Consider the following 24,655-nt stretch of genomic DNA (forward strand, 5'->3'; position numbering starts at 1 on the left):
ATGCGTTCCGCGCGCGCTGAGCGGACGGCCGGCTCCGGCCAGGACTGGTTGCCGTTGCTGCTGCCCGGAGGCCACCTCGAGTCGGTGCGCGCCCACGCCGGGCGGCTGGCCGAGTACCTGGACGAACGGGCCGACGTGCGGCCGGCCGATGTCGGCGCGGCGTTGCGTGCGATGGCCGCCACCGGGCCGCACCGCGCCGCCGTCGTCGCCGCCGATCGAGCCGGCTTCGCCGACGGCTTGCGGGCGCTGGCGGCCGGCCGCGGAGCGCCCGGGCTGGTCGAGGGCGCCGCTCCCGGCGGGCCGGTCGCATTCGTGTTCCCCGGCCAGGGCGGGCAGTGGCCCGGGATGGCGAGGGACCTGCTGGCCGAGTCCCCGGTGTTCCGGGCCCGGCTCGACGCGTGCGCGCAGGCACTGGAACCCTTCTTGGACTGGTCCCTGCTGGACGTGCTGCGCGATCCGTCCCCGCTCGACCGCGTCGATGTGGTGCAGCCCGCGCTGTTCGCGATGATGGTGGCGCTCGCCGAAGTATGGCGCTTCCAGGGGATCGAGCCCGCCGCGGTGGCCGGGCACAGCCTGGGTGAGGTGGCTGCGGCCGTTGTCGCCGGCGCGCTGTCGCTGGACGACGGCGCGCGGGTGGCGGCCCTGTGGAGCCAGGCCCAGGCGACCATCGAGGGCCGGGGCGCGATGGTGTCGGTGCGCGCGCCCGAGCAACTGGTGCGCGAGCGGCTGGCAGCCTGGCCGGACGCGCTGGTGGTGGCCGCGCTGAACGGGCCGGCCACGGTGCTGGTGTCCGGGGACACCGCGGCAGCCGCCGAACTCGTGGCGGCCCTGACCGCCGACGGGATCCCGGCCCGCCGGGTGGCGGCACGGCTGGCCGCGCATTCGCCGCAGATCGACGAGATCCTGCCGTCGATGCGGAGGGACCTCGAACCGATCCGGCCCCGGCCGCCGCGGCTCCCGTTCTACTCGGCACACCTCGGTGCCCGGCTGCCCGGGGACGAGGTGGCGCTGGACGCCGAGTACTGGTGCAGGAACCTCCGCCACCCGGTGCGGTTCGAGGAGGCCACCAGGGCCCTGCTTGCCGACGGCTGCCGGGTGCTGGTGGAAGTCGGCCCGCACCCGGTGCTGACCGCGGCGATGCAGGAGACCGTGGAATCCGGAGCGGTCCCGGCGACGGTGTGCGGTTCGCTGCGCCGCGACCAGGGAGACCTGCGCAGGTTCCTGCTGTCACTCGGCGAGGCGTACGTGGGCGGCGCCGAGCCCGGCGGCGATGCCCTGTACGCCGGCCGCACGCCGGCGCCGCCGACCGACCTGCCCGTGCCCGACTTCGGCACCGGACAGTCCACCGCGGACACGTCGCTGCGTGGTGAGCTGGCCGGCCTGGCGCCGGCCCGCCGGCAGGCGGCGCTGACGGAACTGGTGTGCCGCGAGGTCGTCCTCGCCCTGGGCGGGGACGGGGGCGGGGGCGGGGCGGACGCGGTCGATCCGGACCGGCCCTTCCGCGATCTGGGGTTCGACTCGGTGACCGCGGTCGAGGTGCGCAACCGGGTGTCGGCGGCCAGCGGGCTGACGCTGCCGGTCACCGTCACCTTCGACCACCCGACGCCCGCCGCGCTCGCCTCCGCCCTCGCCGAGCGGCTCTTCGGTCCTGATCCGGGCGCCGGTCACCATCCGGACCGGTTCGCGCCTGCCCCCCAGGACCCGATCGTGATCGTCGGCATGGGTTGCCGGTATCCCGGTGGCGCCCACGGCCCCGACCGCCTGTGGGAGCTCGTCGCGAGCGGCGCCGACGCGCTGACGCCGTTCCCCGCCAACCGGGGCTGGGACGTCACCGGGACGTACGCGCCCCAGCCGGACCGGACCGGCCACCACTACCAGCGCGAGGGCGGGTTCGTGCACGACGCGGACCTGTTCGACGCCGACTTCTTCGGTATCTCGCCCCGCGAGGCCACCGTGATGGACCCCCAGCAGCGGTTGCTGCTGGAAACGTCGTGGGAGACGTTCGAACACGCGGGCATCGACCCGACGTCGGTGCGCGGCAGCCGAACCGGCGTGTTCATCGGCGCGATGACGCTGGAGTACGGGCCCGGCACGGGCGACGACACCGGCTTCGGCGGGTACGTGTTCACCGGCACCACCGGCAGCGTCCACTCCGGCCGCATCGCGTACAGCCTCGGCCTGGAGGGTCCGGCGGTCACCATCGACACCGCCTGCTCCTCGTCGCTGGTGGCCCTGCACCTGGCGGTGCAGGCGCTGCGCGCGGGCCAGTGCGACCTCGCCCTGGCCGGCGGGGCCACGGTGATGCCGACCCTCGGCATGTTCGTGGAGTTCTCCCGGCAGGGCGGGCTGGCCGGCGACGGCCGGTGCAAGGCGTTCTCGGCCGCCGCCGACGGCTTCGGCCTGGGCGAGGGCGTGGGCCTGCTGCTCGTGGAACGGATGTCGGACGCTCGGCGCAACGGGCACCAGGTGCTGGCGGTGGTACGGGGTTCGGCGGTCAACCAGGACGGGGCGTCCAACGGCCTGACGGCGCCGAACGGCCCGTCGCAGCAGCGGGTGATCCGGCAGGCACTGGCCGACGCCGGCCTGGCACCGTCCGAGGTGGACGTGGTGGAGGCCCACGGCACCGGCACGAGGCTCGGGGACCCGATCGAGGCCCGGACGATCCTGGAGACCTACGGACAGGACCGCGAGCGTCCGCTGTGGCTGGGCTCGGTGAAGTCCAACCTCGGGCACACGCAGGCCGCGGCCGGGGTCGCCGGGATCATCAAGATGGTCCAGGCGATGCGGCACGGTCTGCTGCCCAGGACCCTGCACGTCGACGAGCCCACCCCGCACGTCGACTGGTCGGCCGGGGCCGTCCGGCTGCTCACCGACCCCACCCCCTGGCCGGACGACGACCGCCCGCACCGGGCCGCGGTCTCCTCCTTCGGCATCAGCGGCACCAACGCCCACGTGATCCTCGAAGCCCCCGAACAAGCGGCGCCGGACGAGGCGCACGAGGCGCCGGCCGATTCCGGTGCGGCGCTGTGGGTGCTGTCCGGGAAGTCGGACGAGGCGGTCCGGGCGCAGGCCGCCCGGTTGCTGGAGTTCGTCGAGGCGGACCCGGCCCTGCGCACCGCCGACGTGGGCTGGTCGCTGGTCGGCTCCCGGTCGCTGTTCGAGCACCGGGCCGTGGTGGCGGGCTCGGGCCGCGACGAGCTGCTGGCGGGCCTGAGGAGCGCGGCGGCCGGCGAGTCCGCGCCGGCAGTGGCGCGGGGCGTCGCGCGGCCCGGCGGGGTGAAGACCGTCTTCGTGTTCCCCGGCCAGGGCGCGCAGTGGGCCGGGATGGGCCGTGACCTGATGGCCTCGTCCGCGGTGTTCGCCGCGCGGCTGCGGGAGTGCGCCGACGCGCTGGCCCCTTACGTCGACTGGGACCTGGCCGAGGTGATCGGCGGCGCCGAGGGCGCTCCCGGGTTCGAGCGGGTGGACGTGCTCCAGCCGGCGTCGTGGGCCGTGGCGGTTTCGCTCGCGGCGCTTTGGCGGTCCTTCGGCGTCGAGCCCGCCGCGGTGGTCGGGCATTCCCAGGGCGAGCTCGCGGCCGCGGTCGTCGGCGGGTACCTCACCCTTGGCGACGCGGCGCGGATCGTCGCACGGCGCAGCCGGATGATCGCCGAGGAGCTGACCGGGCGCGGCGGGATGCTGTCCGTGCTCATGAGCGTGGACCGGGTCACCGAAGCCCTGCGGCCGTGGGCGGGCCGCCTGTGGATCGCGGCGGTCAACGGGCCGGCCTCGGTGTCGGTCTCGGGTGACGCCGAGGCGCTGGGCGAGTTCGGCCGGGTGCTGTCGAAAGCCCGGGTCCACCGCTGGCAGCTGCCCGGGGTGGACTTCGCCGGGCACTCCGGGCACGTCGACGCCATCGAGGAACGGCTGCGCGCGGAGCTGGCCGACATCACCGCGCGACCGGGCGACGTGCCGTGGATGTCCACGGTGGACGGGCAATGGGCCGACCCCTGCCGGGTGGACGCCGGCTACTGGTACCGCAACCTGCGCGACGCGGTCCGCTTCGAGGACGCGACGCAGGCGCTGATCGCGTCGGGCCACCGGGTCTTCGTCGAGGTCTCGACACACCCGGTGCTGACCACCGCGATCGGCGAGGTGGCGGAGGCGCAGCAGGACCCGGGCGTCGCGGTGGCCGGTACGCTGCGCCGCGACGACGGCGGCGAGGCCCGCTTCCTCGCCGCGCTCGCCGAGGTGGTGGCCGCGGGGGCCGAAGCCGACTGGGCCGCCGTGTTCGCCGGCGCGCAGCGCGTGCCGCTGCCGACCTATGCCTTCCAGCGCAAGCGCTTCTGGTTCGACACCGCCGAGGCGCCCGCCGATGTCACCGCCGCGGGCCTGAGCCCGGCCGAGCACCCGCTGCTCGGCGCGATGGTGCCGTTGCCGCAGACGGACGGCGTGCTGTTCACAAGCCGGCTGTCGCTGCGGACGCACCCGTGGCTGGCCGGCCACACCGTGCGGGACACCGTGTTGTTCCCCGGCGCCGGCTACGTGGAGCTGGCCGTCCGGGCGGGTGACAGCGTGGGCTGTGACCGGCTGGACGAGCTGACCTTGGACACCGCGCTGGTGGTGCCCGCGCAAGGAGGCGTACAAGTCCAGGTGGTGGTCGCGGACGCCGACGCGGATTCCCGCCGGAGCGTGGCGGTGTACGCGTGCCCCGACGGGCAACAGGTGTGGACCCGGCACGCCACCGGCGTGCTCGGCAGTGGCGTTCGCGCGGACGCGGACTTCGACGTCGTGACCGGGGTCTGGCCCGTGCCCGGCGCGACCGAAGTGGACACTTCGGGTTTCTACGACCGGCTGGACGCGGCCGGGTTCGGTCACGGTCCCCTGTTCCGGGGCCTGACCCGTGCCTGGCGCCACGGCGACCGGATTCTGGCCGAGGTCGGCCTGCCCGCGGACACCGGCGCGGAGTCGTTCGGCATCCACCCCGCGCTGCTCGAATCAGCGATGCGGGCGGGAGACCTCGCCGGAGTGGACGGGCTGCCGGCCGGCTTCACCGACGTGGTGTTGCGGGCCTCGGGAGCGTCGAGGCTGCGGGTGGCACTGACCCGCACCGGGCCGGACGAGGTCGCGCTGGCCGCCGCGGACACCACCGGCCTTCCGGTGCTGTCGATCGGGTCGCTGACCGTGCGGCCGCCGGCCGCGCAGACGTCGAGCGCCGGTCTCGGCGACGGCGCACTGGTGAAGCTGGACTGGCCGGGCATCACCGGCGCCGGCACCGCCGCCGCGGTGACGGACCGGCTGGTGGTCGGTCGTCCCGGTTCGATCGCGGCCGCCGTGGCGGCGGTCCCGCTGCCGCCGGTGGTGGTGCTGCCGGTGTCCGGGGACCCGGACGCGGTCGTGGAGTCCGTCCACGACGTCACCGGGTGGGTGCTGGAGCAGGTACAGCACTGGTTGAGCGACGAGCGGTTCGCCGCCACGCCGCTCGTGGTGGCGACCACGGGCGCGATCGCCGCCCGGCCGGGGGAGACGGTCACCGATCCGGCCGCGGCCGCGGTGTGGGGCCTGATGCGATCGGCGCAGACCGAGAACCCCGGCCGGTTCGTCCTCCTCGACACCGACACCGAGCCGGACACCGCCGTGCTGGGGCGGGTCCTGGCCGCGCACGAGCCGCAACTGGCGTTGCGCGCCGGCCGGCTGCACGCCGCTCGTCTGACCCGCGTGAGCCCGGCCGACGCGGCGGGGCCGGTCCTGGACGCCGACGGCACGGTCGTGATCACGGGCGGCACGGGCGGCCTGGGCGGTCTCTTCGCCCGGCACCTGGTGACCGAGCAGGGCGTCCGGCACCTGCTGCTGCTCAGCCGGCGCGGCCCGGAGGCACCCGGCGCCAGCGAACTGGTGGCGGACCTGGCGCGGCTCGGCGCCGGGGCGACCGTCTCGGCGTGCGACGTGACCGACCGGCGGGCTCTGGCCGACGCGCTGGCGTCCGTGGCCGTGGAGCACCCGCTGACAGGTGTCGTGCACACCGCGGCGGTGCTCGAGGACGGGGTGATCGGCTCGCTGTCGCGCGAACAGCTCGACCGGGTGCTCGCCCCGAAGGCCGACGCGGCCTGGTACCTGCACGAGCTGACCCGCGACCACGACCTGGCCCTGTTCGCGGTCTTCTCGTCCGTCGCGGGTCTTCTCGGCAACGGCGGGCAGGGCAACTACGCCGCGGGCAACGCGTTCCTGGACGCGCTCATGCAGCAGCGCCACGACGCGGGACTGCCGGCTGTGTCGATGGCCTGGGGTCCGTGGACGACCGAGGTCGGCCTGGTCGGCAGCCTTTCCGACACCGACCTGCGGCGCATCGCGCGCTCGGCCACGCCGGAGTTGCCGGTGGCGCAGGGCCTCGCACTGTTCGACCGCGCGCTGCGCGCCGGTGCGCCGGTACTGGGACTGACCCGGCTGAACGTGGGAGCGTTGCGCGCTGAGGCGGACCTGCCGGCCGTGTGGCGGTCCCTGGCCGGCGGCGCCCGGCGCCGCGCGGCCGACAACACCGTGGACAGCCAGGACGGGCTGGGCACGCGGCTGGCAGGACTGTCCGATGCGGAGCGCCGACGGGCGCTCGTCGATGTGGTGCGCGAGGCCGCGGCAGCCGTGCTGCGGCACGACGCGGGTACGGCGATCAGCACCACGCAGCCGTTCAAGGCGCTCGGGTTCGACTCGCTGACCTCGGTCGAGCTGCGCAACCTGCTGCGGGCGAGGACGGGGCTCGGGCTGCCGACCGGTGTGGTGTTCGACTACCCGACCGTGGCCCGGCTGGCCGAGTACCTCTCCCGCGGGTTCGGGCAGGCCCCCGCCGCCGAGCCGGCGGCACTGCCGACGGTGATACCGGCGCCGGTGGCCGACGACCCCGTCGTGCTGGTGGGGATGGCCTGCCGCTACCCGGGCGGGGTGACCGATCCGGCCGGTCTCTGGCAGCTGGTCCTGGCGGAAGCCGACGCCATCACACCGTTCCCCGCCGACCGCGGCTGGGACCTCGACGCGCTGCGGGACATCGACGGGCCCGGCCGCTCCGCCACTGAGCAGGGCGGATTCCTCGACGGGGTCGCAGACTTCGACGCGGCGTTCTTCGGCATCTCGCCGCGGGAGGCGCTGGCCACCGATCCGCAGCAGCGGCTGCTGCTCGAGGTCTCCTGGGAGGCGCTGGAAGACGCGGGGATCGACCCCGCCGCGCTGGCGGGCAGTGCGACCGGTGTGTTCACCGGCGTCTACCAGTCCGGCTACGGCGATCTGGTCTCCCGCTCGGCCCAGCGCCCGCAGGGGCATCTGCTCACGGGCAACCTGGCCAGTGTGCTGTCCGGCCGGGTGTCCTACGCGCTGGGCCTGGAGGGGCCGGCGGTGAGTGTGGACACGGCGTGTTCGTCGTCGCTGGTGGCGATGCACCTGGCGGCGCAGGCGTTGCGGGCGGGGGAGTGCTCGCTCGCGCTGGCGGGCGGGGTCACGGTGATGGCCGGCTCCGAGGGATTCGTGGAGTTCACGGCGCAGGGCGGCCTTGCCGCCGACGGCCGGTGCAAGTCGTTCTCGGACGACGCCGACGGCACCGGCTGGTCCGAGGGTGTCGGCATCGTGGTGCTGGAGCGGTTGTCGGACGCGCGCCGGGGCGGTCACGAGGTGCTCGCGGTGCTGCGGTCCAGCGCGGTGAACCAGGACGGCGCCTCCAACGGCCTGACGGCGCCCAACGGTCCGTCCCAGCAACGCGTGATCCGGCAGGCCCTGGCCGCGGCGGGTCTGTCCGCTTCGGACGTCGACGTGGTGGAGGCGCACGGCACCGGTACGAAGCTCGGCGATCCGATCGAGGCGCAGGCGTTGCTGGCGACCTACGGTCAGGACCGCCCCGGGGACCGGCCGTTGTGGCTGGGATCGCTGAAGTCGAACATCGGGCACACCCAGGCCGCGGCCGGCGTGGGCGGTGTGATCAAGATGGTCATGGCCATGCGGCACGGCGTGCTGCCCAGGACCCTCCACGTCGACGAGCCCTCGGCGCGGATCGACTGGTCCCAGGGCGACGTGCGGCTGCTGATCGAGGCGATGCCCTGGCCGGAGAACGGGCATCCGCGCCGGTTCGGCGTGTCCTCGTTCGGGATCAGCGGCACGAACGCGCACGCCGTCCTCGAAGCCCCCGTCGGCCCTCCGGCCGGGCCTGCGGCGGACGAACCCGCGGCGACCGGTGCGGTGAGCGTCCTGGCCGGCGGCGTGCCGTGGGTGCTGTCCGGCAAGTCCGAGCAGGCGCTGCGGGCGCAGGCGGCCCGGCTGCTGGAGTGCGTGGAAGCGGACCCGGCGCACGACGCGGTGGATGTCGGCTGGTCGCTGGCCCGTTCGCGGTCGGCGTTCGACCACCGCGTCGTCCTGGTGGGCGAGGACCGCGACGAACTGGTGGCCGGGCTGCGAGCGGTCGCGGCCGGCGGCCCGGCCCCGGGAGCGGCGTGGGACACGGTCCGGCCCGAGCACCGGGTGGGCGTGCTGTTCTCCGGTCAGGGCGCGCAGCGGATCGGGATGGCGCGGGACCTCTACGACCGGTCCGCGGTGTTCGCGTCCACCGTCGACCTGATCGCGGCCGAGCTCGATCCGTTGCTGGACCGGCCGTTGCGTGAGGTGATGTGGGGCCAGGACGCGGAGCTGATCAACGAGACGGGCTGGGCGCAGCCGGCGTTGTTCACCGTGGAAGCGGCCTTGTTCGCGGTGCTGCGGGCTTTCGGTGTGACTCCGGATTACCTGCTGGGGCATTCGATCGGTGAGGTGACGGCGGCTTATGTGGCGGGGGTGTGGTCGCTGGCTGACGCCTGCCGGGTGGTGGCGGCGCGGGCCCGGTTGATGCAGGCGTTGCCGTCGGGTGGGGCGATGGCCGCGGTCGGGATGTCCGAGGCCGAGGTCGCGGATCTGCTCCCCGGCGGGGTCTCGGTCGCGGCGGTGAACACCGCTAACTCGGTCGTCGTCTCCGGTCCGCGAGAAGGCGTCGAGCGGGTGACCGCCGTGGCGGTCGGGCGTGGTGCGAAGGTGACGCGGTTGCGGGTCTCGCACGCGTTCCACTCGTCGTTGATGGATCCGATGCTGGACGAGTTCGCCACGGTTCTGGAGTCGGTGGAGTTCCGGCCGCCGCGGATCCCGATCGTGTCGAACCTGACCGGCGAACCCGCCGCCGAGGACCTGTGCTCGCCGGCGTACTGGGTCCGGCAGGTGCGCGGCACGGTCCGGTTCGCCGACGGGGTGCGCCGGCTGGCCGAACAGGGTGTGACGGCGCTGCTGGAACTCGGCCCGGACGCGGTGCTGTCGGGGCCGGCGCAGCACGGTTGCGCTCCGGGTACGGCGGTGGCGCCGATGTTGCGGCGCGGGCACGACGACGTGCTCACCGTGCTCGCTGCGCTCGGGCAGGTGTACGCGCAGGGGGTGTCCGTGGACTGGGCCGGGGTGTTCGCCGGCCGTGGTGCCACCCGCGTTCCGCTGCCGACCTACGCCTTCCAGCGGCAGCGGTTCTGGCCGGAGCCGGCTGCGGTCACGTCCCGGGCGTCTGCCGACCCGGCCGACGAGCGGCTGTGGACGTCGGTGGAGCACCGGGACGTCGAGGCGCTGGCGGACACGCTCGGCCTCGACAGCGCCGCGGCCGCCTCGGTGCTGCCGGCACTGGCGTCGTGGCGTACGCGTCGCCGCGACGAGTCGACAGTGGACGGATGGCGGTACCGGGAGACGTGGAAACCGCTGGGGAGCGCGGCTCCCACGGCGCCGGCGCCCGGCCGCTGGCTGGTCGTGGTACCGACCGGAACCGGTGACGACGCGGGAACCCGGGAGATCGTCGACGCCCTGGGCGCCGGGACGCGGGTGCTCGAACACAGCGGACCCGACCGCGCGGCGCTCGCCGGGAAACTGGGCGACGCCGCCGGGCCGGACGTCCGGGTGGCCGGCGTGCTGGCGCCGGTGGCGCTCGAGCCGGACACGGCGACCGGGCTGGTGTCGGTCACCCTGCTGCTGCGGGCGTTGCGGGACACCGGTCTGCCCGCCCGCCTGTGGGTGGTGACGCGGGGCGCCGTCTCGATCGGGCACCACGACCCGGTGACCGCTCCGGGGCAGGGCGCGTTCTGGGGGCTCGGCCGGGTCGCCGCGCTGGAGGAGCCCGAGCTGTGGGGAGGTCTGGTGGACCTGCCCGAAGCACCGGACGTTACAACCGCGCGCCGGTTCGCCGCCGCCGTGTCGGACAGCGCGGGCGAGGACCAGATCGCGGTTCGCTCCTCCGGCCGCTACGGGCGCCGGCTGGTGCACGCCCCGGCGAAGACCACCGGTCCGCCGTCGTGGACGACGTCCGGGACGGCGCTGGTCACCGGTGGCACCGGTGGCCTGGGCGCCCGGACCGCCCGGTGGCTGGTCGAGCGGGGCGCCGAACACCTCGTGCTGCTGAGCCGGCGCGGACCGGCGGCCGAGGGCGCCGACGGGATCCGGCGGGAACTCGAATCCGCGGGCGCGCGGGTGAGCGTGGTGGCCTGCGATGTGGCCGACCGCGCCGCGCTGGCCGAGGTTTTGGCGGACCTGCCGGACGCATGGCCGTTGCGGACGGTGGTGCACGCCGCCGGGGTCATGGACGACGACGTGGCGCTGGCGGCGACGACCCCGGAGCGGTTCGCGCGTCAACTGCGGGTGAAGGCCGACGGGGCATGTCATCTCGACGAGCTCACCGGTGATCAGGAACTCGACGCGTTCGTGCTGTTCTCCTCCGGGGCGGCGGCGTGGGGCAGCGGCGGGCAGGCCGCGTACGCGGCGGGCAACGCCTTTCTCGACGCGCTCGCGCAGCACCGCCGTGCGCGGGGCCGGACGGCGACCTCGGTCGCCTGGGGCTCGTGGGGCGGGACCGGCATGGCCCTGGGCCTGACCGCGGCCGAGCGGGACGGCCTGGACCTGCTGGGTGTCGTGCCGATGCGGCCCGAGCTGGCGATCGCCGCGCTGCAACGCGCGCTGCACGAGAACGACACGACAGTCGTCGTCACCGACCTCGACTGGAGCCGGTTCGCTCCGGTGTTCACCGCGGTCCGGCCGAGCGCCCTGCTGTCGGAGCTGGCCGAGGTCGCCGAGGCACTGGGCGGCTCGCGGGTGGACGACGCGAGTTCCGAGGGGCCGGCGGCGCGACTGGCGGGCCTGTCGCAGGAGCGGCGCCGGGCCGCGTTGCTCGATCTGGTCGGCGCGTCGGCGGCGGCCGTACTGGGGCACGCGGCCGGCACGCGGATCGATCAGGACCAGCCGTTCAAGGACCTGGGCTTCGACTCGCTGATGGCGGTCGAACTGCGCAACCTGCTGCAAACCGGCACGGGGACGAGCCTTCCCGTCGGCCTGGTGTTCGACTACCCGACCGTGAGCCGGCTCGCGGCGCACCTGGCCGGTGAGTTCGGCCAGGCCCGCGCGGCAGAGGCGGCCGCGGTGCCCGCGCTCGTCCCGGTCACCGGCGACCCCGTCGTCCTGGTCGGTATGGCGTGCCGGTTCCCGGGCGGGGTGGCGGGGCCGGACGACCTGTGGCGGCTGGTCATCGACGAGACCGACGCCGTCACCCCGTTCCCGGCCGATCGCGGCTGGAACCTGGACGAACTGCTGGGGACGAACGGCCTCGTGGCGGCCGGCGAAGGCGGTTTCCTCGACGGCGTCGGCGATTTCGACGCGGCGTTCTTCCGGATGTCGCCGCGGGAGGCGCTGGCCACCGATCCGCAGCAGCGGTTGTTGCTCGAAACCTCGTGGGAAGCGCTGGAACAGGCCGGGATCACGCCCTCGTCGCTGGCGGGCAGTCCCACCGGTGTGTTCGTCGGCGCCTACCAGACCGGCTACACCGAACTGGCGTCCCACTCCGGCGAGCAGTCGCAGGGGCATCTGATCGTCGGTGGCGCGGGCAGTGTGATCTCCGGCCGGGTGTCCTACACCCTCGGGCTGGAAGGCCCCGCGGTGAGTGTCGACACGGCGTGCTCGTCGTCGCTGGTGGCGATGCACCTGGCCGCGCAGGCGTTGCGGACGGGCGAGTGCTCGCTGGCGCTGGCGGGCGGGGTCATGGTGATGCCCACGCCCGAAGCGTTCGTCGGCTTCACCGCGCAGGGCGCGCTGGCGGCGGACGGCCGCTGCAAGTCGTTCGCGGACGCGGCCGACGGGACCGGCTGGTCCGAGGGCGTCGGTGTGGTGGTGCTGGAGCGGATGTCGGACGCCCGGCGCAACGGCCACGAGGTGCTGGCGGTCCTCCGGTCGAGTGCGGTCAATCAGGACGGTGCGTCGAACGGTCTGACGGCGCCGAACGGTCCGTCGCAGCAGCGCGTGATCCGGCAGGCCCTCGCGGCGGCGGGTCTGTCCACCTCGGACGTCGACGCGGTCGAGGCGCACGGCACGGGGACGAAGCTGGGTGACCCGATCGAGGCCGACGCGCTGCTGGCGACCTACGGTCAGGACCGGCCCGGGGACCGGCCGTTGTGGCTGGGGTCATTGAAGTCGAACATCGGGCACGCCCAGGCCGCCGCCGGCGTCGGCGGCGTGATCAAGATGGTGCTGGCGCTGCGGCACGGGGTGCTGCCGAAGACGCTGCACGTGGACGAACCGTCGGCCCAGGTGGACTGGGCGCGAGGCGACGTCCGGTTGCTGACCGAGGCTGTCGCGTGGCCGCAGACCGGCCGCCCGCGACGGGCCGGGGTGTCCGCGTTCGGGGTCAGCGGCACCAACGCGCACGTGATTCTCGAAGCCCCGCCCGAAGAGTCCGGCGTCCCGGCGCGGCAGCCGTCCGCCGAGGACGGTGTCGTGCCGTGGGTGCTGTCCGGGAAGTCGGCCGGGGCCGTCCGGGAGCAGGCGTCCCGGTTGCTGGAGCACGTCGGCGCCGATCCGTCGCTGCGTCCCGTCGACGTGGCGTGGTCGTTGCTCGGCTCGCGGGAGGTGTTCGACCACCGGACGGTGGTCGTGGGCGCCGACCGGGACGAACTGCTGGCCGGTCTGCGCGCGGCGGCTGCCGGCCGGCCGTCGCCGGGCGTGGCCCGAGGCGTCGCCCGCTCCGGCGGTGGCGTGGTGTTCGTGTTTCCGGGCCAGGGTGCGCAGTGGGTGGGGATGGGCCGGGAGTTGCTGGTGTCGTCGCCGGTGTTCGCGGGGTCGATGCGTGAGTGCGGGCAGGCGTTGGCGCCGTTCGTGGACTGGTCGCTGGAGCAGGCGCTCGGTGACGAGGTGGCGTTGGGGCGGGTGGATGTGGTGCAGCCGGTGTTGTGGGCGGTGATGGTGTCGCTGGCGGCGGTGTGGCGGTCGTTCGGTGTCGAGCCGGCGGCGGTGGTGGGGCATTCGCAGGGTGAGATCGCCGCCGCGTGTGTCGCCGGTGGTCTGTCGTTGGCGGACGGGGCGCGGGTGGTGGCGTTGCGCAGCCGCGCGATCGCCGAACAGCTCACCGGCGGCGGGATGGTCGCGCTGCCGATGCCGGCCGGACAGGTGCGCGATCTGCTCGCGGATCACCCGGAGGTGTCGCTGGCCGCGATCAACGGGCCGTCGTCGACCGTCGTCGCGGGCGAGGCCGGCGCCCTGGAGCGGCTGCTGGCCGACTGCCGCGAGCGGGAGATCCAGCCGCGCAGGATCGCCGTGGACTACGCGTCGCACTCCCGGCTGGTGGAGCGGATCGAGGAGCGGCTGCTGACCGACCTGGCGCCGATCACGCCGCGGCCCGCGGCGATCCCGGTCTTCTCGTCCGTGACGGGGGAGCGGGCGGACACCGCGTCGTGGGACGCGCGGTACTGGTACCGCAATCTGCGGACAACCGTGCGGTTCGAGGACGCGCTCACGGCCGCCCTCGACTCGGGAGCGGACACGGTGCTCGAGGTCGGCCCGCACCCGGTGCTGGCGCCCGCCGTCCAGGACATCGTCGACGGTCGCGAATCCGCCGTCGTGATGGGCACCCTGCGCCGCGGTGAAGGCGGCTTCCCCCGGATGGTGCTGGCGCTCGCGCAGGCGTACGCGCACGGCGTCCCGGTGGACTGGGCGGCGCTGTTCGCCGGTTGCGACGCCCGGCGCGTCGCGTTGCCGACGTATGCGTTCCAGCACGAACGCTTCTGGCCGGAACCGGCCACCGCGCCCGCCGACGTGACCGCGGCCGGTCTGAGCTCCGCGCAGCATCCGTTATTGGGCGCGACGGTGCAGCTGCCGCAGACGGACGGCGTGCTGTTCACCAGCCGGCTGGCCCTGCGCACCCACCCCTGGCTCGCCGACTACACCGTGTGCGGCGTCGCGGTGCTGCCCGGGACCGCGTACGTCGAGATGGCTGTCCGCGCGGCCGACAGCGTGGGCTGCGACCGGCTGGAGGAACTGGTCCTGGAGGCACCGCTGGTGCTGCCCGGCCAGGGCGGCGTGCAGACGCAGGTCGTGGTCGGCGACGCCGATCCCGGGACACGCCGGCGGCACGTGGCGGTGTACGCGCGTCCCGACGGGCAGGAGGAGTGGGTCCGGCACGCCAGCGGCCAGTTGAGCGCCGGTGGCCGGGGCCTCACCGGGACGGCGTTCGACCCGGTCACCCAGGCATGGCCGCCGCCCGGGGCGACACCGCTCGACACCGCGGGCTTCTACGAGCGACTCGGTGACGACGGGTTCGCCTACGGCCCGGTGTTCCGGGGGCTGACCCGGGCCTGGCGGGACGGCGACCGGATCCTCGCCGAGATCGAGCTGCCCGAGGCCGGCCGCGGCCTTGCGCAGTCGTTCGGCATCCACCCCGCGTTGCTGGACGCCGCGCTGCAGATATCGGCGTTCGCCGGGCTGGACGGGCTCCAGTTCAGCTTCACCGACGTGGTGCTCCAGGCCTCCGGTGCCTCCCGGGTGCGGGTCGCGCTCACCCGGGTCGGCCCGGACGCGGCCGCCCTCGTGGTCGCGGACTCGACCGGGCTTCCCGTGCTGTCGATCGGCTCCCTGGTCATGCGGCCGCTGACGGTCGGCGGTTTGAGCGCGGCCACCGGCGACGGCGCGGTGCTCGAACTGCGGTGGAGTGCCGTGCCCGCGACCGCCGCGACCCCGGTGGACCGGTGGCGTCTCGCCCTGCCCGATGACGCGGTGCTCGCGGCACTCGACGGTGAGCCGACGCCGGCCGCGGTGGTGCTGCCGGTGTCCGCGGGCCCGGGCACGGTGCCGGACGCCGCGCACGAGGTCGCGGGCCGGGTGCTGAGCCGGCTGCGGGACTGGCTGGCCGACGGGCGCTCGGCGGATGTCGCGCTGGTCGTGGTGACGACCGGGGCCGTGAGCACCGGCCAGGACGAACTGGTGACCGATCCGGCCGCCGCCGCGGTGCACGCTCTGGTGCGCTCGGCGCAGGCCGAGTACCCGGGCCGGATCGTCCTGCTCGACACCGACACCGAACTGGACGCCGCCGGACTGGGCCTGGTGCTGGCCACCGGCGAGCCGTACCTCGCCCTGCGCGCCGGGCAGCTCCACGCCGCCCGGCTGAACCGCGTCACCGGCGCCGCCGCAGCCGCCCCGGCGCTGGATCCCGCGGGGACGGTCGTGATCACCGGCGGCACCGGCCGCCGCGGTGGCGTGCTCGCCCGGCACCTCGTCGCCGGGTACGGGGTACGGCACCTGCTGCTGGTCGACCGGCGCGGCCCTGCCACGCCCGAGGCCGAGGCGGTGGTCGCGGATCTGGCGGAGCGCGGCGCCACCGTGTCGGTCGTGGCGTGCGACGTGACCGACCGGGCGGCGCTGGCCGACGTGCTCGCGTCCGTGGCCGTGCAGCACCCGGTGACCGGGGTCGTGCACGCCGCGGACGCGGACGACGACTTCGCGGTGGAGACGCTGTCCCAGCAGGAGCTCGACGGGGCGCTGGCGCCGCGGGTCGAGGGCGCCTGGAATGTGCACCAGCTGACCGGGGACCTCGATCTCGCGTTCTTCGTGCTGTTCTCGTCGCTCGACGGCGTCACCGGAACCGCGTTCGCCGACGCGCTGGCGCGGCAGCGCCGCCGCGACGGACTCCCCGGTCTGTCGCTGGCCTGGGGATCGTGGGACGGCGAGCGCGGGTTGTCGGCGCAACAGAGCATGGATCTGTTCGACCGGGCCTTGCGCTCACAGCACCCGGCGCTCGTGCTGACCCGGCTGAACCTGCCGGCGCTGCGGGCCCAGGCCGAGATGCCCGCGGTGTGGCGCTCGCTCGCCGGCACCACGGTCCGGCGCGCGGCCGACAACTCGCGCGGTGGCGGGGACGGACTGTCGCGGCGGCTCGCCGGACTGTCCGCCGCGGAACGTGACCGCCTGCTGGTGGAGCTGGTGCGCGAGTCGGCCGCCGCGGTGCTCGGCCACCCGTCCGGTGCGCAGATCGGCACGGACCAGCCGTTCCGCGAGCTGGGTTTCGACTCCGTGACGGCGGTTGACCTGCGCAACTCGTTGCAGGCCGGCGTCGGCGCCACCTTGCCGGCGACCCTGGTGTTCGACTACCCGACCGTCACCCGCCTCGCCGCGCACCTGGCCGAGGAGTTCGGGGACACGGCTCCCGCCCCGGCGGCCGACGGCGTGACGCGGCCTGTGGCGGCGGCCCCGGTGGCCGATGATCCGGTCGTGCTGGTGGGCATGGCCTGCCGGTACCCCGGCGGAGTGACCGATCCGGACGGTCTTTGGCGGCTGGTGGCCGGCGGGACCGACGGCATCACCGCGTTCCCCGCCGACCGCGGCTGGGACCTGGAGGCACTGCGGGGCACCGAAGGGCCCGGCACCGGGACGTCGGCCACCGGCCGCGGTGGTTTCCTCGACGGGGCCGGTGAGTTCGACGCGGCGTTCTTCCGGATCTCGCCGCGGGAGGCGGTGGCGACCGATCCGCAGCAGCGGTTGCTGCTGGAGGTGTCGTGGGAAGCCCTGGAGCAGGCGGGAATCGATCCGACCTCGCTGGCGGGCAGCTCGACCGGGGTGTTCGCGGGCGTCTACTCCTCGAACTACGCCAACCTGGTCGCCCGCGGTGGTGAGCACTTGCAGGGGCACCAGATCACGGGCGGGGCGGCCAGTGTGATCTCCGGCCGGGTGTCCTACACGCTGGGGCTGGAAGGCCCCGCGGTGAGCGTGGACACCGCGTGCTCGTCGTCGCTGGTGGCGATGCACCTGGCCGCGCAGGCGTTGCGGGCGGGTGAGTGCTCGCTGGCGCTGGCCGGCGGCGTCACGGTGATGGCCACCGCTGACGCGTTCGTCTGGTTCACCGCGCAGGGCGGACTGTCGCAGGACGGCCGGTGCCGGTCCTTCTCCGACTCGGCCGACGGGACCGGGTGGTCGGAGGGGGTCGGTGTCGTCGTGCTGGAGCGGATGTCGGACGCGCGCCGCAACGGCCACGAGGTGCTCGCGGTGCTGCGGTCCAGTGCGGTCAACCAGGACGGCGCCTCCAACGGCTTGACGGCACCCAACGGTCCGTCCCAGCAACGCGTGATCCGGCAGGCCCTCGCCGCGGCCGGGCTGTCCGCTTCGGACGTCGACGCGGTCGAGGCGCACGGCACCGGTACGAAGCTCGGCGATCCGATCGAGGCGCAGGCGTTGCTGGCGACCTACGGCCGGGACCGCGTGGACGGGCAACCGCTGTGGCTGGGTTCGTTGAAGTCGAACATCGGGCACCCCCAGGCCGCGGCCGGCGTGGGTGGTGTGATCAAGATGGTGCTCGCGTTGCGCCACGGAATCCTGCCCAGGACCCTGCACGTGGACGAGCCCTCGACGCAGATCGACTGGACGCAGGGCGACGTACGGCTGCTGACCGAGGCGATCCCGTGGCCGGAGACCGGCCGTCCGCGCCGGGCCGGGGTGTCGTCGTTCGGCGTCAGCGGCACGAACGCCCACGTCATCCTTGAGGCGGCGGCTGGCGACGAGCGCCGTGGTGCCCCGGAAACGCCCGCCGTGCTCACGGCGGCGGTGCCGTGGGCGCTGTCGGGCCGGACGGAGGAGGCCCTGCGGGCGCAGGCCGCGCGGCTGCTGGACCTCGTGGAGGCGGACCCGGCGCCGCGACCGGCCGACATCGGCTGGTCGCTGGCCGTCTCGCGTACCGCGTTCGACCACCGGGCCGTGGTGGTGGGCGGCGACCGGGAGGAGCTGATCAGCGGGTTGCGTGCGCTCGCGGCCGGTGAGCCCGGCGCCGGGACCGTCTCGGGCGCCGCGCAGGCCGACGCGCGGCTCGGGGTGTTGTTCACGGGGCAGGGTGCGCAGCGGGTGGGGATGGCGCGTGGGCTTTATGCGGAGTCGCCGGTGTTCGCGGCGGCGTTGGACGGGGTTCTCGCGGTGTTGGATCCGTTGCTGGACCGGCCGTTGTGCGAGGTGATGTGGGGTCAGGACGCGGAGTTGGTCGATGAGACGGGGTGGGCGCAGCCGGCGTTGTTCGCGGTCGGGGCGGCGTTGTTCGAGGTGTTGCGGGCGTTCGGGGTGGCTCCGGACTACCTGCTGGGGCATTCGATCGGTGAGGTGACGGCGGCTTATGTGGCGGGGGTGTGGTCGCTGGGTGATGCGTGTCGGGTGGTGGCGGCGCGGGCGCGGTTGATGCAGGCGTTGCCGTCGGGTGGGGCGATGGCCGCGGTCGGGATGTCCGAGGCCGAGGTCGCGGATCTGCTCCCCGGCGGGGTGTCGGTCGCGGCGGTGAACACCGCCGACTCGGTCGTCCTTTCCGGTCCGCGAGAAGACGTCGAGCGGGTGACCGCCGTGGCGGCCGGGCGTGGTGCGAAGGTGACGCGGTTGCGGGTGTCGCACGCGTTCCACTCGTCGTTGATGGAACCGATGCTGGACGAGTTCGCCACGGTCCTGGAGTCGGTGGAGTTCCGGCCGCCGCGGATCCCGATCGTGTCGAACCTGACCGGTGGGATCGCGGCCGCGCAGGAGCTGTGCTCCCCGCGGTACTGGACGGAGCAGGTCCGCGGCACGGTGCGATTCGCCGACGGCGTGCGCCTGCTCGCCGACCAGGGTGTGACCGCGCTGGTGGAACTGGGTCCTGACGGTGTGCTTTCCGGTGCGGCGCACCACAGTTGCGCACCGGGCACGGTCGTGGCGCCGGTGTTGCGCCACGAGCAGGACGACGCGTCGGCGGTGCTGTCCGCGGTGGCGCGCCTGTTCGTGCACGGTGTGGCGGTGGACTGGAGCGCGGTGTTCGCGGGCCGGGGCGCGGTGCGGGTGGCGCTGCCGACCTACGCGTTCCAGCACCAGCGCTTCTGGCCCGACACGGTCGCCGTTGTCGCCGACGTGACCTCGGCCGGGTTGAACCCGGCGCAGCACCCGCTGCTCGGCGCCGTGGTGCCTTCGCCCACGGACGACGCGATCGTGTTCACCAGCCTGCTCTCGCTGCGCACGCACCCGTGGCTGGCCGACCACACCGTGGGCGGCGCCGCGGTCCTGCCCGGCACCGCCGGCGTCGAGTTGGCCATCCGCGCCGGCGACAGCGTGGGCTGCGACCGGGTCGAGGAGCTGGTGCTTCGGACGCCGCTGGCGCTGCCGGCCACGGGAGTCGTCCAGGTCCAGGTCCTGGTCGGTGCGGCCGACGAGGACGCGCGGCGGAGCTTCGCCCTGTACGCGCGGGTGGACGGCGCACAGGAGTGGACCCAACACGCCACCGGTCGGCTGGGCACGTCCGCCCGCAGGGCCGGCCCGGACCCGTTCGGCCCGCTGGGCCAGGTCTGGCCCGCGCCGGAAGCCGAGGAGATCGACGTGTCCCGGTTCTACGAGCAGCGCGCCGAGTACGGCCCGGTGTTCCAGGGGCTGACCAAGGCGTGGCGCCACGGCGACCGGATCCTCGCGGAGGTCGAACTGCCCGAGTCCGGCCGTGACGCGGCGCAGTCGTTCGGGCTGCACCCCGCGCTGCTGGACGCGGCACTGCAGACGAGGGCGCTCGCGGGCGGGGAGGGCGTGGCGTGCGGGTTCCGCGACGTGGATCTGCTCGCTTCCGGCGCGGCCCGGCTCCGGGTCGCACTGACCCCGCAGGGGCCGGACGAGGTGTCGCTCGCGGTCGCCGATTCGACCGGCTCACCCGTGCTGTCGATCGGCTCCGTGACGCTGCGACCGCCCGAGGCACTCGGCACCGTGGCGGACACCGGGGACCGTTCGCTGCTCGAGGTCAGCTGGGTGCCGACTCCTGGCGGCGCCGCCCCGGTGGACCGCTGGACCGTCGTCGGACCCGCGGACCCCGTGCCCGCTCCCGAGGAGGGCGCGGTGGCGCTGCTGCGGGCGTCCGGGGACCCGGCCCCGGTGGTGGACAGCACGCATGAGCTGACCGCCGAGGTTCTCCGGCGACTTCAGCAGTGGCCGACGGACCCCGCCGGCTCGCCGCTGATCGTGTGGACCCGGGGCGCGGTCACCACCGCACCCGGTGACCCGGTCACGGATCTGGCCGCGGCGGCCGTGTGGGGCCTGGTCCGGTCGGCGCAGACGGAGGACCCGGGCCGGTTCGTACTGCTCGACACCGACACCGACTCCGGCCCACTCGACGCGACGGTGCTCGGCGACGTACTGGCCGCGGGTGAGCCGCAACTGGCGCTGCGCGGCGGCCGGCTCCTCGCGGCCCGCCTGATCCGGGCCGGCGCGGGTGACGGACCGGCGCCGGTGCTGGACCCCGAGGGCACCGTCGTCGTCACCGGTGGCACCGGCGGGCTGGGCGCCCTGGCGGCGCGGCACCTGGTGACCGGGCACGGCGCGCGGAACCTCCTGCTGGTCAGCCGACGCGGTGCGACCGCCCCGGGCGCGCAGGAACTGCTGGCGGAGCTCGGCGCGTTCGGCGCCACGGTGGTGGTGGCGGCCTGCGACGCGGCCGACCGGCAGGCGCTCGCCGAGGTGCTCGCCGAGGTCCCGCCGGAGCACCCCGTGACCGGGGTCGTGCACGTCGCGGGCGTCGTCGACGACGGTGTGCTCGCGTCGCTGTCGCGCGAACAGCTCGACCGGGTGCTCGCCCCGAAGGTGGACGCGGCCTGGAACCTGCACTCGCTCACCCGGGACCTGTCGTTCTTCGTGGCCTTCTCGTCGCTCGGCGGCCTGCTGGGCGGCGGTGGCCAGGCCAACTACGCCGCGGGCAACACGTTCCTCGACGCACTGATGCAGCAGCGCCGCCAACAGGGGCAGCCGGGCATGTCGCTGGCCTGGGGACCGTGGTCGACGGAGCACGGCATGGTGAGCTCCCTGTCCGGCACCGACCGGCGCCGGATCGCGCGCTCGGCCACCCCGCCGATGTCGGTGGAGCAGGGCATGGAGCTGTTCGACCGGGCGTTGCGCGCGGACCGCCCGCTGCTGGCGCCGACCCGGCTGGACATGGCGACGCTGCGGGCCCAGCGGGACATCACGCCGCTGTGGCGTTCCCTGGCCGGGGCCGCGGCGCGGCGCGTGGCGGACAACACCGACGGCGGCGGGGACGGCCTGGGCCGTCGGCTGGCCGGACTGTCCGGTGCGGACCGGCTGGAGGCGCTGGCCGACCTGGTCCGCGAGGCCGCCGTGACGGTGCTGGGACACGCCCCGGGCGAGCGGTTCGACATCGCGCAGCCGTTCCGCGAGCTGGGCTTCGACTCGCTGACCGCGGTCGAGCTGCGCAACCTGCTGCAAGCCAGAACCGGCGTCGCCCTGGCGGCCAGCCTGGTGTTCGACCACCCGACCGTCGGTCACGTCGCGAGGTACCTGGCAGCCGAGTTCGGCACGCAACCGGCCGAGGCCGTCGTGGCGCCGGCTCTCGTGTCCGTCACCGACGATCCGATCGTGCTGGTGGGCATGGGGTGCCGGTTCCCGGGCGGCGTCTCGGGCCCGGACGACCTGTGGCGGCTGGTCGCCGAGGGGACCGACGGGGTCACGCCGTTCCCGGTCGACCGCGGCTGGGATCTGGACTCGCTGCTGGGCAGCGGCGGCCCGGGCACCGGGACGTCCGCGACCGGCGAGGGCGGCTTCCTCCCGGAGAGCGGCGAGTTCGACGCGGCGTTCTTCCGGATCTCCCCGCGGGAGGCGCTGGCCACCGACCCGCAGCAGCGGCTGCTGCTGGAGGTGTCGTGGGAGGCGTTGGAACACGCGGGCATCGACCCGAGTTCGCTGGCGGGCAGTGCGACCGGCGTGTTCACGGGCGTCTACCAGACCGGTTACGCCGAACTGGTCGCGCGGGGCGAGGAGCAGCTGCAAGGCCATCTGCTCACCGGCGCGGCCGGAAGCGTGGTGTCGGGGCGCGTGGCGTACACGTTCGGCTTCGAAGGTCCTGCGGTGAGTGTGGACACGGCGTGTTCGTCGTCGTTGGTGTCGATGCACCTGGCGGCGCAGGCGTTGCGGTCGGGGGAGTGCTCGCTCGCCCTCGCCGGCGGTGTCACGGTGATGGCCGCGGCGGACATGTTCGTCCGGTTCACGATGCAGGGTGGTCTGGCTGCGGATGGTCGGTGCCGGTCGTTCTCGGATGATGCGGGTGGGACCGGGTGGGCCGAGGGTGTGGGTGTGGTGGTGCTGGAGCGGTTGTCGGACGCCCGGCGCAACGGCCATGAGGTGTTGGCCGTATTGCGGTCGAGTGCGGTGAATCAGGATGGTGCGTCGAACGGTTTGACGGCGCCGAATGGTCCGTCGCAGCAGCGGGTGATCCGGCAGGCGTTGGCGGCGGCGGGTCTGGCCACGTCGGACGTGGACGTGGTCGAGGCGCACGGTACGGGTACGCGGCTGGGTGATCCGATCGAGGCGCAGGCGGTGCTGGCGACGTACGGTCAGGACCGGCCGGCGGATCGGCCGTTGTGGCTGGGCTCGTTGAAGTCGAACATCGGGCACGCGCAGGCCGCGGCGGGGGTCGGTGGCGTGATCAAGATGGTGATGGCGTTGCGGCACGGGGTGCTGCCGAAGACGCTGCACGTGGCGGAGCCGACCACGCAGGTCGACTGGTCCCAGGGCAACGTGCGGCTGCTCGCCGAGGCGATGCCGTGGCCGGAGACCGATCACCCGCGCCGGGCGGGGGTGTCGGCGTTCGGCGTGAGCGGGACCAACGCGCACGTGATCCTCGAGGCACCTGCCGAAGCCTGCGCGGACGAACCCCCGGCTGTCGAACCCCTGGCTGTCGAACCCCCGGCTGTCCAAACCCCGGCTGTCGGAACCGTGGCGGGGGAGGAAGCGGCCGAGGCCGATCGCGTGGTGCCGTTGGTGGTGTCGGGTAAGTCGGAGGGTGCGGTGCGGGCTCAGGCGGCGCGGTTGGTGGAGTTCTGGGAGGGGTGTCCGTTGGTGGGTGGGGTGGATGTGGGGTGGTCGTTGGTGGGTTCGCGGGCGGTGTTCGATCATCGGTTGGTGGTGGTGGGTGCTGGTCGGGGTGAGTTGTTGGCGGGGTTGGGTGTGGGTGCTGTTGGTGGGTCGGGTGTGGGGGTGGTGCGGGGTGTGGCGGGGGTGGGGTGCAGGCCGGTGTTCGTGTTTCCGGGTCAGGGTGCGCAGTGGGTGGGGATGGGTCGGGAGTTGTTGGTGTCGTCGCCGGTGTTCGCGGGTGCGATGCGTGAGTGCGGGGAGGCGTTGGCGCCGTTCGTGGATTGGTCGTTGGAGCAGGTGTTGGGTGATGAGGTGGCGTTGGGGCGGGTGGATGTGGTGCAGCCGGTGTTGTGGGCGGTGATGGTGTCGTTGGCGGTGTTGTGGCGGTCGTTCGGTGTTGAGCCGGCGGCGGTGGTGGGGCATTCGCAGGGTGAGATTGCGGCGGTGTGTGTTGCTGGTGGTTTGTCGTTGGGTGATGGGGCGCGGGTGGTGGCGTTGCGTAGTCGGGTGATTGCTGAGGAGCTTGCCGGTGGTGGGGGGATGGTGGCTTTGCCGTTGTCGGTGGGTCGGGTTGAGGAGTTGTTGGTGGGGCGGGTGGGGGTTTCGGTGGCGGCGGTGAATGGGCCGGGGTCGGTGGTGGTGTCGGGTGAGTCGGGTGCGTTGGACTGTCTGGTTGCTGATTGTGAGGGGTTGGGGGTTCGGGTGCGGCGTATTGCGGTTGATTATGCGTCGCATTCGAGTGTGGTGGAGGGGGTCGAGGGGCGGTTGTTGGCGGATTTGGCTGTGGTTGTTCCGCGGTCGTCGGTTGTTCCGGTGTTTTCTTCGGTGACGGGTGGGGTGGTGGATACCGGGGAGTGGGATGCCGGTTATTGGTATCGGAATCTGCGGGAGACGGTGCGGTTCGAGGAGGCGTTGTCGGCCGCGTTGGATGTGGGTGATCGTGTAGTGGTCGAGGTGAGTCCGCATCCGGTTCTGGTGCCGGCCATGCAGGACGTGGTCGACGGCCGTGAGGGCGCGGTGCCGGTCGTGGGCACGCTGCGGCGCGGTGAGGGGTCTTTGCACCGCATGATCACCGCGGCCGGCCAGGTATACGCCCATGGCGTGGCCGTGGACTGGACGACCATGTTTGCGGACTCCGGCGCGCGGCGCGTCCAGCTCCCGACCTACGCCTTCCAGCATCAGCGCTTCTGGCCGCAGAGCGCCGGCGGGACGACCGACGTCGGCGCCGCCGGGCTCACGGCGGCGGAGCATCCGTTGCTGGGGGCGATGCTGTCGTTGCCGCAGAACGACGAGGTGGTCTTCACCAGCAGGCTGTCGGTGCGGACGCATCCCTGGCTGGCGGACCACACCGTGCGCGATGCGGTGCTCTTCCCCGGCGCCGGGTACGTGGAGCTGGCGATCCGCGCGGCCGACAGCGTCGGCTGCGACCGGCTCGACGAGCTCGTCCTTGAGGCGCCGCTCGTGCTGCCTGCCTCAGGCGGCGCGCAGGTGCAGGTGGTGGCCGGGG

Annotated in this window: 1 protein-coding gene (only partly in view); it reads left to right on the top strand. The window is 74.1% G+C overall.

What is annotated here, in order from left to right; translation table 11 throughout:
- A protein-coding gene (locus tag POF43_RS12325; protein ID WP_282704553.1) for a type I polyketide synthase crosses the window boundary here: on the top strand, positions 1 to 24,655 show its 5' portion. 7,994 nt of this gene lie beyond the right edge of the window; only the first 24,655 of its 32,649 coding nucleotides appear in the window; its start codon is at positions 1 to 3; its stop codon lies beyond the right edge, outside the window.

This window comes from Streptantibioticus silvisoli (assembly GCF_027947535.2).
GTDB classification, from domain to species: Bacteria; Actinomycetota; Actinomycetes; order Streptomycetales; family Streptomycetaceae; genus Streptantibioticus_C; species Streptantibioticus_C silvisoli.